General features: G+C 66.1%; 11 protein-coding genes and 2 tRNA genes. 4 read left to right on the top strand and 9 right to left on the bottom strand.

The annotated features are described in order from the left end of the window. The first annotated feature begins 183 nt into the window (after positions 1-183). Positions 184-1,422: a serine hydrolase domain-containing protein gene (locus ACQP1T_RS31330; protein WP_433756629.1), complete on the top strand. Its 1,239-nt coding sequence runs from the start codon at positions 184-186 to the stop codon at positions 1,420-1,422. Between the two features lie 156 nt (positions 1,423-1,578). Here the strand turns inward: ACQP1T_RS31330 and ACQP1T_RS31335 are convergent, their stop codons facing one another. Further along, positions 1,579-2,295: a TetR/AcrR family transcriptional regulator gene (locus ACQP1T_RS31335; protein ID WP_433756630.1), complete on the bottom strand. Its 717-nt coding sequence runs from the start codon at positions 2,293-2,295 to the stop codon at positions 1,579-1,581. Positions 2,296-2,393: 98 nt separating this feature from the next. Here ACQP1T_RS31335 and ACQP1T_RS31340 point away from each other — a divergent pair, with 98 nt between their 5' ends. Next, positions 2,394-3,095, top strand: coding sequence for an NAD(P)-dependent oxidoreductase (locus ACQP1T_RS31340; protein ID WP_433756631.1), 702 nt, complete (start codon positions 2,394-2,396; stop codon positions 3,093-3,095). A 119-nt stretch (positions 3,096-3,214) separates the two neighbouring features. Here the strand turns inward: ACQP1T_RS31340 and ACQP1T_RS31345 are convergent, their stop codons facing one another. From ACQP1T_RS31345 to ACQP1T_RS31360, 4 genes are all read right to left on the bottom strand, one after another. Continuing rightward, the gene (locus ACQP1T_RS31345) at positions 3,215-5,167 is read right to left on the bottom strand and encodes a GMC family oxidoreductase N-terminal domain-containing protein (protein WP_433756632.1); all 1,953 of its coding nucleotides are present in this window, start codon (positions 5,165-5,167) and stop codon (positions 3,215-3,217) included. Positions 5,168-5,232: 65 nt separating this feature from the next. Continuing rightward, a complete protein-coding gene (locus tag ACQP1T_RS31350) occupies positions 5,233-6,696 on the bottom strand; it encodes a sensor histidine kinase (protein ID WP_433756633.1) in 1,464 nt (487 codons plus the stop codon). Between the two features lie 106 nt (positions 6,697-6,802). Beyond that, positions 6,803-7,504 (bottom strand): response regulator transcription factor, encoded by a 702-nt coding sequence (locus tag ACQP1T_RS31355; protein WP_433762435.1) that lies wholly within the window; start codon positions 7,502-7,504, stop codon positions 6,803-6,805. Between the two features lie 79 nt (positions 7,505-7,583). Beyond that, positions 7,584-10,187, bottom strand: a complete 2,604-nt coding sequence (locus ACQP1T_RS31360) for an AAA family ATPase (RefSeq protein WP_433756634.1) — start codon at positions 10,185-10,187, stop codon at positions 7,584-7,586. A gap of 158 nt (positions 10,188-10,345) precedes the next feature. Here ACQP1T_RS31360 and ACQP1T_RS31365 point away from each other — a divergent pair, with 158 nt between their 5' ends. Then, a complete protein-coding gene (locus ACQP1T_RS31365; protein ID WP_433756635.1) occupies positions 10,346-11,548 on the top strand; it encodes a styrene monooxygenase/indole monooxygenase family protein in 1,203 nt (400 codons plus the stop codon). A 13-nt stretch (positions 11,549-11,561) separates the two neighbouring features. Here ACQP1T_RS31365 and ACQP1T_RS31370 read toward each other — a convergent pair whose 3' ends face one another. From ACQP1T_RS31370 to ACQP1T_RS31385, 4 genes are all read right to left on the bottom strand, one after another. Then, positions 11,562-12,794, bottom strand: a complete 1,233-nt coding sequence (locus ACQP1T_RS31370) for a cytochrome P450 (RefSeq protein WP_433756636.1) — start codon at positions 12,792-12,794, stop codon at positions 11,562-11,564. 166 nt (positions 12,795-12,960) lie between these two features. Further along, positions 12,961-14,067 (bottom strand): GAF domain-containing protein, encoded by a 1,107-nt coding sequence (locus ACQP1T_RS31375; protein ID WP_433762437.1) that lies wholly within the window; start codon positions 14,065-14,067, stop codon positions 12,961-12,963. Positions 14,068-14,774: 707 nt separating this feature from the next. Beyond that, positions 14,775-14,848, bottom strand: a tRNA-Pro gene (locus ACQP1T_RS31380). A gap of 44 nt (positions 14,849-14,892) precedes the next feature. Beyond that, positions 14,893-14,966, bottom strand: a tRNA-Gly gene (locus ACQP1T_RS31385). Between the two features lie 514 nt (positions 14,967-15,480). Between ACQP1T_RS31385 and ACQP1T_RS31390 the strand changes: the two genes are divergently transcribed. Continuing rightward, positions 15,481-16,434, top strand: coding sequence for a diguanylate cyclase domain-containing protein (locus ACQP1T_RS31390; RefSeq protein WP_433756637.1), 954 nt, complete (start codon positions 15,481-15,483; stop codon positions 16,432-16,434). Positions 16,435-16,467 lie beyond the last annotated feature (33 nt).

The following is a 16,467-nucleotide window of genomic DNA, read 5'->3' on the forward strand; positions in this document are numbered from 1 at the left end:
GCACCCGAGCGCGGTGAGCGTCTCCAAGATCCAGCCCGGACCTCGTCGGGCCGTGCTATTCCGACCACCGGCACGGCCCATTGCGTCTATCCAGTAACACTGGTTACAGTAAGTTAGCAGACTGCTTGCAACTGTTAGCAGCAGCCTGTGTGGCGTTATCTGAACAGACAAAGGAGTCTGACCATGCCAGCTGCGAGCACCGACGACGCGGGTGTGCCCGGTCACATGCTGATCGACGACCGGTTCACCGCCGTCGCGGCCAAGTTCTTCGCGATGTTCCGGCGTAAGAGCCAGGGCGGCGGTGCGCTGGCGGTGTACCTACACGGCGAGCCGGTGCTCGATATCTGGGCGGGGTGGGCGGATAGCGACCGACGGTGGCGGGCCGATTCCATGGCGCTGTCGTATTCGACCGGTAAGGGCGTCACCGCGACGGTCGCGCATCGACTGATCGAGCGCGGTGTGCTCGACTTGGACGCGCCGGTGGCGGACTACTGGCCGGAATTCGCCGCGCAGGGCAAGGGCGGCATCACGATCCGCGAGGTGCTGAACCATCGTGCCGGATTGCAGCGCACCCGCGGTCTGGTCGCCGATTCGAACGATCTGCTCGACCACGATGCCGTGGCCGCCGCGATGGCGGCATCCGCGCCGGATCCATTGCGGCTGCGGGCTTCCGGATATCACGGCCTGACCTTCGGCACCCTGGTCGCGGAGATCGCGCAACGCGCCACCGGCCGCGACTTCACCGACCTCGTGCGCAGCGAACTTCGAGAGCCGCTGGGCGACAACGATTTCTGGTTCGGTGTGCCCGCCGACCAGCGGCAGCGGCTGGCTCGGCTCGCACCGCGCCTCGGCATCGCCAGGGTCCCGTTCGACGCGCTCATCGCACCGTTCGCCTCGGTGAAGGTAATGAATTCCGCCCGCAGTGCGGTCTACGACGGCTGGGCCGATATGACCCTCGGCATGCGCCCCTACGATGCGATGATGCCCGGCTGGAACGGCGTTTTCACCGCCCGTGCCATCGCCAAGATGTACGGCGGCATCGCCAATGACGGCGTGGTCGGCGGCCGCCGCCTGCTCCGTCCCGAAACCACCCACCGCATCGCGGAAATGCGGCCGAACAGCCGCTACGACTATGTCCTCGGCGCCCCACCGCATTTCGCTCTCGGCTACCACCGCGCCATCGTCGGAACTCGCCTGACCCGCCAGGCCCTCGGCCATTTCGGCATCGGCGGCTCCGGCGGTATCGCCAATCCCGGTCTCGGCCTCGGCATCGGCTTCGTCACCAACCACCTCGGCAACCACGCCATGTCCCTCGGCGACGCCCGCCTCCCCTTCCTCGCCGCCCTCACCGAACGCGCCGCCCGCGCGGCCATCGGGGATCCTGCCGCCGACACGTTGGACGACACGCGCGTGGCCAGCTGATCGGAACCAGGCGACTGCCCTCGAGCGAGGGGCGATCAATCCGAGTCTCTATACGCATCCTGCGGCCGAGGCCAGGCGCGAAACGGCGTGCAGACCTCGCGCATTGCCACGGGCACCGCGACAACACGGACGACGGCATTGCGCCCACAACCGGACTCAGCGCTCGGGTGGCGTCAGGCCCAGCGAGCGGATGAGATGGCGAATCTCGTTGCGGTAGAGCTTTTCCGGATCGGTGGTCTGGGAGCGCAGGTGGCCGAGGATTTCCAGGGAGACCAGGCCGTGCAGGTGACCCCAGATGCGCAGCGCGATCGCCACCGCGGCCGGAGGTAGGCCGGGGAACTCCGTCTTGACCTCTTCGACGAGTTTCGGTTCGAAGTCCGACCACTCGAAACCGTTGTCGGCGTAGTGGTTTTCGGCATGCGGCCACGCGCCTGCGGCCAAACCGGTCAGGCCCGCGCATACGCGGTGTTCCGCGTCCGGAGCGGCGCCGCCCTCGGGCGGCTCATAGTTGGGCACCGGGTCGCCGTAGATGAGACGGAACCCGGCCGGATTCGCCACAGACCAATCGCGAAATGCGCAGGCCCACACGAGAATTCGGCCCGCAGCGTCGGCAGCGGGACGGGCATCACGGGCAGCTTCGACCGCATCGGCCAGTTCGGAGTACACATCGTTGATCAGCGCGGTGATCAGATCGTCACGGGTCGGGAAGTAGCTGTAGACCGCATTGGCGGTCATGCCCATCTCGCGCGCGATCGCCCGCAACGTGATGGCGCCCGGCCCGCCCTCGGCCATCAACCGGAGCCCGACCTGCTTGATCTCCGCTGTCGTCTCGGAGCGTCGTAACTCCCGCCGGGTCGGCGTCCCAGTGCCCACGGCAGCAACTCTACATCGCGTGAGAAAACATGACGTTGCTAAAATACTTCACAGCGTATAGTTTCTACACGCCGTATCAATCAGTTCTCAGGAGCAGCATGTTCATCGGAATCGTCGGCGCGACCGGCAATATCGGCCAGCGGGTACTCACCGAGGCCGTCACCCGCGGCCACCACGTCACGGCGTTCACCAGGGACGCCAGCCAGATCACCACCAGCCGGCCGAACGTCACCTGGCGCAGCCTCGATATCTTCGACAGCGCGGCCATTGCCGCGGCCATCCCCGGCATGGACATCCTGATCAGCTGCTACCAACCGGGGAATGCCGCAACGGATTTCAATGACACCGTCGCGCGCTCCATCGCCGATCCGACGGTCTACGCGAGCGCCGCGCGTTCGCTACTCGACGCACTGCACACACACCCGCGCACGCGACTGATCGTGGTCGGCGGCGCGGGGAGTCTGGAGTACGAGCCCGGCCGGGTCACCGCCGATGACGACCAACGCCTGGCCGATACTCTCGACGGACTCGGTCTCCCTCGCGAATACGCCGCAGCGGTACGCGGCCACCACGCCGCGCTCGATGTCCTGCGCGCCTCGAACCGGCTCTGGACCTACCTCAGCCCGGCCGAATTGATCGCCCCCGGTGAACGCACCGGCCGCTACCGCGTCGGCGGCGACCAGCCGGTCCGCGATGCCGACGGCCACAGCCGCATCTCCATCGAGGACGCCGCGGTCGCCCTACTCGACGAAGCCGAACTGCCGCGATTCATCCAGCGGCGCTTCACAATCGGCTATTGACCGATGCTCCGCACCGTCGGTCGCAAATCCCTGTCCCGGAACGCGTTACGTCGGCATGTGCGCTGAGTGGCCGGGGCACGGATTGCGCGCCGATCGGCCCCGGTCCGGCCGGACAACGCTCAGGTCAGTCGAGCGGCCAGACGTGACGCGTTCATATGCGCGATGGCCTCGATGCTGACCATCGGGTTCACCCCCGACGCGGTCGGGAAGCAGGATGCGTCGGCGACGACGACATTCGGCACATCCCAGACCACGCCGTCCGGATCGGTGGCCGAATCCGCGCGCGAGCCGCCCATGCGGGCCGAGCCCATAATGTGCAGTGCGCCCATCGCGCAGCGGCCGGGATCGTAACCGGCACGCAGACATTCGGCGACGAAGGTGTCATATGAGCCAGCGATACCGGGTTCGTAGACCGGACCCGACTGGTGCCCGGAGAAGATGCGGAGCGCACCGGCTGCTTCCAAAATCCTTGCCGCACCGGCGATTCCGGCGTGCATATGCGCTTGATCGTATCCGGACAGGCGATAGCGGACCACCGCATCGCCCGCACGGTCGACCGATACGATGCCGTGGTCGCGGTCCCGGGTGATCACACCGACGGCGACGGTGTGCGCGAGGTTGTGCATGATCGCCCGGTGCTGCGCCGCGCCGGTCCAATTCAGAAACCCGACCGTCATACCGGGCGTCAACGGCCCGGTCTCGTAGATCACGCCGTAGCCGTGGCCGTCGAGGTCACGGTGCTCGCTGGAGTAGCGCGTCTGCATGCCGCCCTCCCACGGCCGGATCTGCTCGTCGAAGGTGCCGAAAACCGCGGTGGCTGGATGCAATCGCAGGTAGCGGCCGATATTGCGGCCGGATATCCCGGAGCGACGCAGGAGCGCCGGTGTCTGGATCGCCCCCGCCGCGACGACCACCGCTCGGGCCCGGATGGTGACCGCGTCGCCTTGCGAGGTGACAGCCTCGACCCCACCGGCACTGCCCTCGCGCAGCGTGATCGTGCGCACCTCGGTATCGATCAGCAGCCGGGCACCGTGCTCGGCGGCATCGGCCAGCCAGGTCTTGGCCACCGACTGCTTCGCACCGATACGGCATCCGAAACCGCAACGGCCGCATTCGATTCCGGCATCACAATCGCGCACATTGCGTGGCACCGCATCGACATGCCAATCCAGTGCGCGCAGACCGCGTTCCAGAACGGTGTCACGACCGGAGGCACCGGAGTGGTCGCCGTTGACGCCGAGCCTGGCCTCTACCGCGTCCAGCGCCTCGCTGTACTCGTCGGCCGCGAACTGCTTGGCGCCCAGGCTCGCCCATTCCTCGCGCACCTCGTCCGGCGTGCGGAACGAGGTGGTCCAGTTGACCACCGTGCCACCGCCGAGACACGATCCGGCGACCAGACCGAGCTGGCCCTCCTGGGTGGTCGCGGGGCCGGGTGCGTATAGGTTCAGTAGTCCGTCGAGTTCGCCGGAACCGAAGTCCGCGTCATCGTAGTAGCCCCCGCGTTCGACGACCACGACATCCAGACCGGCCGCCGCGAGCACCGCCGCCGCAGTACCACCGCCCGCACCGGATCCGACCACCACCACATCGCAATCGAGCGTCGTATCGCCGATCGGTCGAACCGGAGCAAGAGCGCGCTCGGGCGCATCGGCGAAGGCGCCGAGCGGACCCGGAAATCCCATCTCCGTCCAGGCCGGATTGGTCCCGGTCGAGCCGGGCGTCGCATAGTACGCCGTCAACGCTGCGCCCTTGAGCGCCTGGAAGACCGCGCGCTTGCGACCCAGCCGGGAGCTGCCGAGCCGCACTAGCGCCTGCTCGCGTTCGTCCTGGGTGAGATCGGCGAACCTGCGCGGCCCGGCGCCGATCAGCAATCCGAACCCACGCGAATTCCATACCCGCAGCAGGGTTTCGAAGGCGCGGCGCTCTGCCGCACTCGGATTGCGTGCGAGCAACCGCTCGACGGCGTCGACGGCCCCCAGCCGCGATGCGGACGGCAGCTCCGCACCGTCCCCGGGCGCGAAGGTGTCACATATGAGGCCGAGCGTCGCGTGCTCGGCGAGGGTCAGCGCCATCGTTCTCCTACCCCGGAAACAGAACGGTCATTAACTTAACCCATCGGCGTCGAATCCGCCGACGATCAGGAGACGGCGAAAAGGATTCGGAAGGTCGCACCCGAACCGGGCGTGCGCAACAGCTGGATCCGAGCGCCGTGCGCACCGAGGATCGCATCGGCAATGGCGAGACCGAGTCCCGAACCACCGGTGCGGGAACGTGATTCGGCGGCGCGATAGAAGCGATCGAAGATGCGCGGCGCGTTCTTCGGTGCGATGCCGGGTCCGTCATCGTGCACATCGAGTACCGCGAATTCGGCTGCCTCGGGCAGTTCCGCACCCGCTTCGGCGGCGACCGGCTCGGTCAACGCCGCCGCGGCCCTGATCCCGACGGTGACGGTGATCGACGCCGCCGCGGGCGTATGCACCAACGCATTGTTGACCAGATTCGTCACGACCTGCCGCAGCCGGTGCTCGTCACCCACGACCCGAACCGGGTCCTCCGGACTCTCCAGACCGATATCCCGATCCGGGGCTCGGGTAGCGGCGTCGCGCACCACTTCCGTCGCGAGCACCACCAAGTCGAGCTCCGCCAGATCCAGCGCCCGCTCCTGATCGGATTTGGCCAACAGCAGCAGATCGTCGACGAGCACACCCATCCGGATGGCCTCGCCCTCGATCCGACTCATCATCTCCCCCACCCCGACCTCGTCGGACGCACCACCGCGCCGATACAGCTCGGCGTAACCACGCACCGAGGTCAGCGGGGTGCGCAGTTCATGCGAGGCGTCGGCGATGAACGCCCGCATCCGCTGCTCGGAATCGGCGAGCTGACGCAGTGCCGTGGACAGCCGGGTGACCATCACATTGAACGCGGTACCGAGCCGACCGACCTCGGTATGCGGATCGGTCTGTGCGACACGGCGATCCAGATCCCCGGCCGCGATGGCCTCGGCCGTGTGCTCGATCCTGGTCAACGGACGCAGACCGATTCGCACCAGAACCGCCGCGATGACGCAGATGGCGAGCAGCAGTGTCGCACCCGCCACCAACTCGATCGTGCGGAGATTGCCGGTGGTCGCCTCGGTGGTCGCCAGCGACATCGCGACCGCGACGGTGCCGCCGTCGGGCTGCCATTCGGTCGCGGGCTGCACGACGGTGCGCACCCGCCAATGGATATCGCTGTTCTGGTCGCCGACGGTGAACGCACTGTTCGCGCGGGCGCGTACCGCTGCCGCGTCCATCGCGGGCAATGCGGGCACGGTGCTCACCTGGGCCGGTGCGCCGAGCTTGCCGATCTGATGCCCGTCGACATCGAAGAACATCAGCCGGAAGTCCGAAGGCAACTGCTCGTACTCCGGCGGCCCGGAGGGCGGGGGCGGCGGTGGCCGCTTGGTCGAAGTCATATCGCTGGCAACGTGATCGAGTTGGTCGTCCACCCGGTCGAGCAGCGCGCGATCCAACATCGTCACGCTGAGCAGCCCGAAGGCCGCTATTCCAATGCCGGCGATCGCGACGAGAGCCAACAGCAGTCGGGTGCGTAAGGTCAACCGGCGAGCCCGATTCCATACCCGGCGCCCGCTCATGACTGCGCGTCGCTGACGCTCGGCTCCGCCATGACCGGGCTATGCCCGGCTGTGTTGATTGTTCGCTCGCTCACGAACGCCCGCCGCCGTGCCGCAAGGTGTAGCCAACACCGCGAATCGTGTGGATCAGCGGCGGATTCCGGGCATCGACCTTGCGCCGGAGCTGGCTGATGAAGGTCTCCACCACCCGCCCGTCGCGACCGGTCTCCGTACTCCACACCCGATCGATGATCTGCTGCTTGCTGACCACCTTCTCCGCGTTGACCACCAGGTACCGCAGCAGGCTGAATTCGGTGGCGGACAGCCAGATCTCGTCGCCCGCCCGATAGGCCGTATGCGCATCGACATCCAGTTCCAGGTCCGCGTACCTGAGCACCCGATCGTCGCCGGACTCCGGACCGAGGGTGCGCCGCAGAATCGCGCGCAGCCGCAGCAGCACCTCCTCGATGCTGAACGGCTTGGTCACATAGTCGTCGCCACCGGCGGCCAACCCCGCGATCCGGTCCTCGACCGCGTCCCGGGACGTCAGGAACAGCACCGGCACCTGACTGTCGACCTCCCGCAGCCGCCGCGCCACCGCATAGCCGTCCAGATCCGGCAGCATCACGTCCAGCACCACGATGTCCGGCCGATGGGCCGCGGCCTCGGCCAGCGCCGCGTACCCGCTCGCGGCGGTATGCACGTCGAAGCCGCTCATCCGCAGCGCGGCGGAGAGCAGGTCCACAATGTTGGGCTCATCGTCGACCACAAGAACGGTCGCGGCCGGTGACATGTCACGGTCTGGCACGGCTCCACCCTATGCCGCACCGCCCGACGGGCCGCCCACAACATCGCCGCAATGCTCTCGCCGCTCAGCGGCCGCGCTCGGGGGTCGGCCCGCGGCGCGTACGTTTCGGTCGACGCGCGGACGCATTCGTGACCTCGTTTCGCCGGTCCGCGGGCACGAACCTGATGATGTCGGCTCGTGATGTGATCATCAGCTTCTGGAAGATCGAGATCATCTGTGCGTCTACCGTTTTGAACGAATTGCCGCGCGTGGCCGCGATCGCCGTATTGGTCCAGCCCGCCGCCGCGAGCGTCGCGACCTCCTGCTCGGCGGTCGACAGTTCCTGCCAGGGCGCCGGGCGGCCGCGCCGAATGGGATGGTCCACCTCCAGCTTGTCCAGCGACCACGTGCCCAACGCCAGCCGCGCCACCTCATCGTGCTCCGGCCGCAGCAAGGCACCCTCGCGCTGCGTGGCTTCGAACAGCTCGTGTCCGAGCACATCCCGTGCGATATCGATGGCGTTGTCGGTTTCGGTTTCGAATGGCCGAAGGTTCGCTATGTTCACGCCCAACCGCTGCCGCCAGGTGGCGACTCCGCCGCCGAGCAGTGCGATTTCGGTGGCCCGCGCGATCACCTGGTCCGAGACGGTTCCGTCCGCGGTCCGCGCATCGCCCGACATGCGCGCGAGCGTCCACATCCGGATATGCACCGCCCAGAGGGCGCCCCATTGGTCGCGCATCACGACCTGATCCGCCAACGCGGAGCGCCCGACGACGAGCGCTTCCTCCGGGTCTCCGTATTTGGTCAGGGCAATCGCCCACGCCAATTCGGCCCAGGATTTCGCCCAGCACGCCCCGGCCGCGGTGGTGTTGTCGAGATGACGCCGGGCAATCTCCATGGCCTGTGCCGGGGTGCCACCGAAACCGGCGGCCAGTGCCTCGAACAGCTCGCTCATGGCCGCACCACCGAGATCGCCACGGGCGGCGAACTTTTGGCGTGCGTTCCCGAGCACCGCCACCGCACGCGCGTCACCCTGCACCAGCATCAGCTCGGTACCACGAGTGAACTCGACGGGTGCGGGCAGACCGAGATCGAGCTCGAAGCTATGCCGCCAGTTCGCCCGTGCCATTGGATCGGTCACGCACGCGGCGACGCACTCGTCGAGGATCCGCTCGGCGTCGGCGTGCACACCCTGGCACATACTGACCCACCCGATCAGGGCCATTGCCGATATCTGGAGTTCGATGGGCTGTGGGTCGAGTTCGCGCGTCGCCGCCAACGTTCGTTCGGCCCAACGCCGAGACTCGCGTAGCGACCCCTTGATGAAGGGAACCCGCAAAGAGATCAAGCCGACGGCGATTTCCAATCCGATCACCGATTCCCTCGGGTCGGTGAGACTTCCATCGATCGCGCTGAGCAGATTGTCCCAAGCCGCCCGCGCCCAATCGAGCAGATCCTGTTCCGCGGGGCTCAACCATTCGGCGCAGGCCCGCATGACTTTGTCGCGGTAGTAGCGTCGATGCCGAGCGGTCAATCGCTCCCATTCGGTGCCCGCCGAGCGCTCGCGCAATCGCTGCTGAGCGAATACCCGGAAGCTCTCCAACAGCGAATAGCGGACGGTGTCGGAAGTCAGGTGGACCGACACCAAGGACTGATCCGCCAACCGCTCCAAGAGACCCTCGACCTCGTCCGTCGCGATGCCGATTTCCGGGTTGCCACCACCGGTGTCGAGATCGGCGCAAACACCCTCGATGGCCTCCAGTTCCGCGCCGACATCGAGAACGGACGTATCGGCCTCGTCGTCGGGATCCACGTCGTAGCCCGCGGCGAAGACCGACATCCGATCGAAGAGCAAGCGTTCCTGGTCCGTACACAGGTCGTAAGACCAAGCGATCACATCCTGGATGCCCCGATGCCGTTCCTCGGAGCCGACGCGCGGACCATGCGACCACCGCAACCGCCGATCGCTGGCTTCGCCGCTGAGGTCGCGCAGAATCATCGGCAACGGTTGGCGCCGAAGGCGGGCGGCGGCCAGCCGGATGGACAGCGGGTGGTTGTCCAGATGTCGACAGATGGAATCGGCCAGCTCTAGTTGATCATCGGCGATGGCACGCCCGGTGAGCTCGGCTCGCTTGCGGAACAGCCGCAGCGCCTCCCTCCGAGGCAAGGAACCGATCGGCACCAATTGCTCATCGACCCAGCCGACCGCCTCGCGACTGGTGGCCAGCACCGTCAAACCCGGCACCGCGTCGAGTAATTCGGCGATCAATCGCCCAGACCCGTCCAGGACATGCTCGCAATTGTCCATCACCAGGATCGTCTGCAGCCGATTGTGCACGGCGTCGGAACGGGTGAGGGTGTCGATCAGTGCGGCCCGTACCGATCGATCAGAGAAATCGGCGTCGACGATCGCCTGCGCGACCTCGTCCTCGACCGCCGATAAATCGGCCCCGCTGGCCAGCCGGGCCAGCCGAACCCAATGGACCGGAACCCGACGAGCCCTGTGATAGCGGTGCACCGCCTCGGTGGCAAGGCGGGTCTTGCCGATGCCGCCCGATCCGATCAAGGTGATCAGGGGCACCGAATCCAGCAGCAACGTCGCGATCTTGTCCAGCTCCCGTTCGCGTCCGACGAAATCACTGTCAGCTCCCGGCAGTGATCCGAGGCTCGATGAATATCGCCCGGTCATAGTGAGCACAGTAGTCAGGTAATCGGCGCCGAACAGCCAGTATCCAGCCGTCGCGGCGGCCCGAAAAATCTGAAACCTCCGTCGTTTCACCCGATGTAGGTGACCTACCTATGTCGCGAAGCTGACAACGGCGAATTCACCATCGGGAAGGATTGCACGTGCGCGGAATTCAGATACTCGGCGCTGGTGAGTGTGGCCTACCACTGGCACTGCGGCTGCGGCACAGCGGCATCCCGGTCACCGTCGTGACCGATCGCGACGCGGCAACGGTGCTGTCGGGCTCGGTGACCAGTACTCAGGTGAAATTCGCGCCGACGCTGGACCTCGAATCCCGAGCGGGGCTGGGTATTTGGCGCTCGAGCGCACCTCGTATCCAAGGCATCCGGTTGAGTTTGGTCGTCGACCGCAACCTGGTATCCGGGTGGGCCGGGCGGTTCAGCGAACCAGCGCAGAGCGTCGACCAGCGGACGGTGTTCGCCCGCTGGCTCGCCGACTTCGCGGCCACGGGCGGCGATCTGGAGATCGCCGAACTGTCTGTGCCACAACTGGATCGGCGAGCAGCCGAATACGATCTGACCGTCGTCACTCGAGCCTCGCGTGATCTCGCGGCATACTTTCCGGCCGACCCGAGCTGGTCGGTTCCGACCGAGCCGATGCGTCGACTGTCGGTGCTGTACCTCGACGGCGTCGAGCCCGACCCGGATGGCCTCGGCAGCTATATAGCCCTTCCCGGCCACGGCGAAATCATCTCCTATCCGGGACTTACCGGTCTGCCCGGACAGGAAAGGCGCTGCGAAATACTGCTTTTCGAGGGATTGCCCGGCCGCGGACTGGACGTTTTCGCGCAAAGCGTCCCGGCCGAGCGACTGCGGCGGGCCGTGCAACTCCTGCAACGGTATCTGCCTGCGGCACTTGCCGATCGGTATCGCAATGCCGAACTGACCGACGGTGGCGCGACTCTGGTCGGCGCCGTACCGCCGACCATGCGCGAGCCTGTCGCCACACTGCCCTCCGGCGCCCTCGTATTGGGCGGCGGCGATGTCGTGTGCCGGATGGATCCCGGCGGTGCGCAGGGCGCAAACAACGCCGCGCACTGCGCCGCCCAGTACAGCGCGGCGATCCTGGGCAATCCCACCGGCCCGTTCGACCGAGCCTGGATGACATCGGCGGCACAGCCATGGCTGACCGCGGTCGCTCATCCCGCGGCACGCTGGACAATGGCAGTGCTCGACCCCCCACCGGCCGTCCGGGAACTGATGCTGGCCGCACAGGATGACACGGCACTGGCCGACGCCTTCGCCGAAACCTTTGTCCGCCCATCGAATATGGCGAAATTCGCCGCGGCGGCGCCGACGGAATAACCGGCCCCGATGGCTATGTCGCCCGGAGTGCCACGGGTAGGGCGGCAAGAGCACGGTGGAACGGTCCGGGCCGCCAGCTCAGTTCATCGACCGGCACGGCCAGCGTCAGATCGGGCAGCGCGTCGAGGAGTTGATCGATGGCGTCTTGGGCGATCAGATAGGCCGCCGTTCGCGCCGGGCAGGCGTGTGGTCCAGCACCCCATGCCAGGTGCGAACGATTGCCGAGATACTCACCGCTGCTGATCGTCGGATCGTTGTTGCAGGCGGCCATGCTGATGACGACCGGTTCATTGGCGGGCAGCCAGATATTGCTGGACAGAATCGGTTGTCGTGGATACGTGACGCAAAAATTGGCCATCGGCGGGTCGGCGAACAAGACCTCGTCGAGTGCGTCCCTGGTCGATAGGCTGCCGCCCAACACATTTCCCGCGAACCGCTCGTCGGTGAGCATCAGCAGCAGTGTATTGGCGATCAGATTCTGTTGCGGTTCGATTCCCGCGCCGTACAAGATGACGAGCTGATGAATCAACTCCGACTCGTCGAGTCGGGTGGGATGCGTGAGTAGTCGCGTGGTGATGTCATCGCCGGGTTCGTCTCGTTTCAAGGCGATCAGGTCCAGCAAAGCATCGCTGAGCATCTTGTTGCCTTGTTCGGCGTCGACCCCATCGAAGATCGCGGCAGTCGCCTGTGCGACCCGCTGACCGATCTCCGGTGGGCAGCCCAGCATCGCGTTGATCGCGCCGAATGCGAGTGGTAAGGCGTATTGGCTGATCAGGTCCGCCGTATCGGAGGAGTCGAAGGACTCGATCAGCGGTACGGCAATGGACTCCACAGTGGCATGCAGGGCGTGCAGATCGGCACCATCGATGGCCGCGGCGATAGCTTGCCGATAGCGGGTGTGTTCGTTACCGGCGCTGCGCAGCGCGTTCGGACGCCACTCCAGTATCGGGCGCACCGGACATTCGATGGGTATCGTCTGCTGCCAGCCGCGTGGATCGGCAGGGAAATGCTCTGGATCGTTCAAGATGCGCACCGCGGTGTAGTAATCGAGCACCAGGGTCGCGGGCACCCCTGGCGCGAGTTCCACCGGTGCCATCGCGCCGTAGCGGCTGCGCATCTGCCGATAAGCCGTGTGTGGATCGGCGGCGAATTCCGGAGAATACATCGGGACGTAGTCACCATCGCCCCCAGCGGGCGACACGTGGTGCGGAACCGGACCGGTATCGGGCTGCTGTTGCGTGTTCAAAAGCGAAACTCCAAACGCTGGCCATGTCACACAGGCAAGTGGTGGGTCGCGGTAACGATTTCCCAATAGGTATGTCCCGAACATCGGTAGATTCGTACGCATTTCGGCACTGCAGCCCAGCCAGCACCGTCCGGCCACTACCGATGCCCGGTCCCCGACCTAGCGGTCAGTGAGCCGGGATATGTGCCCGCAGGTTGGACCGACAGTGCCACAGTTGTTCGTCGTATCCGACGGGATCGCTCGGTCGGGCAATCGGCAGATCGCCGCCGACGTGGACGAGTTGGGCGATGGTGAGCGGGCGAACCGAATATCCGGGATACGGATAGAGCACCAGTGACGTCGGCGTGTATCCGCCCTGGTAGTTCAATGTGCGGACGGTAACTTCCGCCGCATCACCGGATGCGAGCCCACCGCCGAGATCGGCCAATCGAGCACGATCACCGGGATGGAACACATCGGCCGGCCGGAACAGGTAATCCCACCGGACCCAGGGGGCAGGCTCGGTGAGCCAATGGGAGATAGTGGCGTGCTCGAGTTGCACTATGGCCAAATGGGTCCCGGCACGGCGGTGGGCCTCCCACAAAGCGATGTGATCGAGGGGCGGCGCCATCGATGGCATGGGGTCCGAGGTCACGTCTTCGATCAACCACCAGGCGCCGCGGGTACGTTCGTCATCGCGAGCACGCATGGTGATCCGCCATTGTCCCCGTCGTGCGGACGCACTGGTCACGATCGCGTCGAACTGGAGCTTCTGACCCGGCACCGGACCGTAGAGCAGATCGAGCACCTCCACATGTCGATCGAATTTCGAAATCCGATGGAACAGTTCGGCAATGGAACGTCGAGGCACGTACTCTTCGGCCTCGACACCGCACAGCCGCCGAAGGCCGACGGGCTGGTGGATCAACTGCGTATCGAGTTCCCAGATCAGACCGACCGCCGGGCGCAATGGGGGAATCGGCGCGGCGGCGGGACCGAGCCACAACCGCACCGCGTGCACATCGCCGCCCGGACCGAGAACCGGCCGCAGCAACAGCTTGTATGCCCCGGCCCGGGTCGGGATCGTCAGATCCATATCCTCGGCCCGCAGGTGCACCAAGCGGATCATCCCGGTGATATCGCGGGTCGTGAGCGTGTCGTAGAGCGCCGGAGTCTTACCCAGCAATCGCTGCACAACCCGGTCACAACTGGCGAAATTACGCGCCCCCTCCCCCACCGAAGCCACCGACACGACCTGTGGTGCCAACGTCTCCACCGTCGCCCACGGAATCATCACACCGCCCTCCACCCCACCCCGTTCCCTCAGGCACATGCGACTTGTCTGCACGTCGGGTCAGTATTCCCAGATGGGGGAGGTATGGACATCGGGTGCTGCCAGGGAAACAGCGGAGTTCATTACCTAGGTATGCGAGCGCACCGCGGACATGAGTGGGCGCCGTCCGCAGATGGATGGCGCGCCCGGCCCGAAGTGGACGGGCTCCTCGACCGCTATTCTGCCGACGACAGCGGCCCGGATGCTCGACCTGTATTCGCACCCATGGGAAGACGATCCATCGAAGGAGGTGTTGGAATCCGTTGCGGGCGCAGGGCGTGTCCGGCCGGCGGGTCATGAAGTCCCAGCTGCCCCCATCAACACGAGCGGACCGCGGCGCGACCCGACGATCCTCGAGATCGCGAAGTTTTCTTCGGCACCGGAATACTTCCGGCGAAGTGCTGGCTATCTGCTGGTGCGACTGCCAGCAAACCACTCGGTCCGTCGCCGGACGCCCGGTCTTGATCGGCCGCAACGGAACACCGTTCGAGGCGAACAGCTTTTGCCCGCGCTGGCGGGGGTGTCGGATTCGACCTTCGCATAGGTCATGCCGTGCAGCTTCCGAGAAGTACGGCGCCGAGGCGGTGAAACACCAACTGGGACATGCCGAAACCGTGTCACCCCGCCGGTCTGCGAGCCTCGAAAGGGCCTCGGACCTGCCAATGCTGTCGGGGTGACAGGATTTGAACCTGCGACCCTCCGCTCCCAAAGCGGATGCGCTACCAAGCTGCGCTACACCCCGTGACCTCGCGGCGAAAGACGGTGCCGACGAGGATGAATCCTGTGTGGAGCGGGTGACGGGAATCGAACCCGCACCATCAGCTTGGAAGGCTGAGGTTCTACCATTGAACTACACCCGCAGGCATACGACATCTGATGGGATCGCCACGATGTCGTGTGCGAACCGACTGTACCGAATCCGGCCTCGGAAACGCCAATCAGCCCCCACCGAACCGCTCAGCGGGGCCGTTGCCCAGCGAATCCTCACCATCGACGGTAGCAGATCGCTATTACTAATCGCGGCGAGGTTGGCGAGCGAGCCGGAAACCTCCCCTTTCGGCGTGCTGCCGGCGTGTCGGTCCGCGACTTCCCGGCGAACAAAATTGATGTGTAACGCCGACGGCGCGAGCGCGATCACATACCCGATCGCCATTCGCGAGGGACCGATAACTCGTTATAAAACGGCGTTTTTCAGTGCCGAGTGGCTTGCTAGGATCCTTTTTGCCGGACGGGGGTATCTGGAAAGGGGGCGGTGAGCGTGCACCAAGCGAGGTGGACACAACCGCGTAGCAGTGGGAACGATCGGGGTGACGCCGGCACCTGCGTGGGAACAGGGCACCCGGCTACCGACATCACCCGTGGCGGGTGAGTGCGATGTCTGCGGATATCGAGCCACCCGTAGCGCAGATGGCAGGCGCGTGGGCGCGTGCGGTCTGCGCGGAACCGGGATCACACGCGTCACCACAACAGTTGCAGCCGGTATTGATCGACATCATCGAGCGGCTGCTGTTGCTGGCCAGGTCCGAGCCCTTCCCGGTGCCCGCGGCGCGGGACTTGGGGGCGCGCCTGGTCGAGGCGCCGTTCGAACGGACCAGAATGCTGGCCCAGGCCACCCGCTGGCTGCTCGGCTTCCCGGCGGGGGCGCCCGGGTCGCTGGTGGCGACGCGCTGGCCGCTGGTCGCCAGTCAGGCCATCGACAGCTATGCCCAGGCGCTGCAGGAGCGGGCGCTGGCCCAGCAGGAGCAACACATTTCGGCCGCGGTGTCGTTGCGGGTGCAGGAGATCGCCGCGCTACAGCATCGGCTGCGGCACGAGGCCACCCACGACGCGCTCACCGATCTGGCCAACCGGACGCTGCTGCAGGACAAGGTGCGGCTGATGGCGGCGGATCCGAACCGCGGCGTCGGTCTGCTGCTGATCGACCTGGACCGGTTCAAGCAGATCAACGACAACTACGGACATGCCGTCGGCGACGAGGTGCTCGTCGAACTGGCTCGCAGGCTGCGTGAGATCTGCCCGCCGGATACGGTCATCTGCCGTTACGGCGGTGACGAATTCGTACTCGCCACCAACCCGCTGCACAACACGGTCAGCGAAGTCGCGCGTCAGATCGTGGCCGCGCTGCGGGATCCAGTGTGGACGACGGCCGGTCCAGTACCGGTCTCGGCCAGTGTCGGCACTGCCTACTGTCCGCCGGGCAACTCCTGTGATTTCACCGATCTGCTGCGTAGTGCCGATCGGGCGATGTATTCGGCGAAGACCGCGGGCGGACGCCGCTTCGCCCTCGCTGACTCCGACCAACCCGAAATCAAGGCCGTCGCAGGCTGATCCGGTACCGGCCCGCCAACCAGCGGGCCTGTA

The sequence above is a fragment of the Nocardia sp. CA-135398 genome, assembly GCF_050955845.1.
Lineage (GTDB): Bacteria > Actinomycetota > Actinomycetes > Mycobacteriales > Mycobacteriaceae > Nocardia.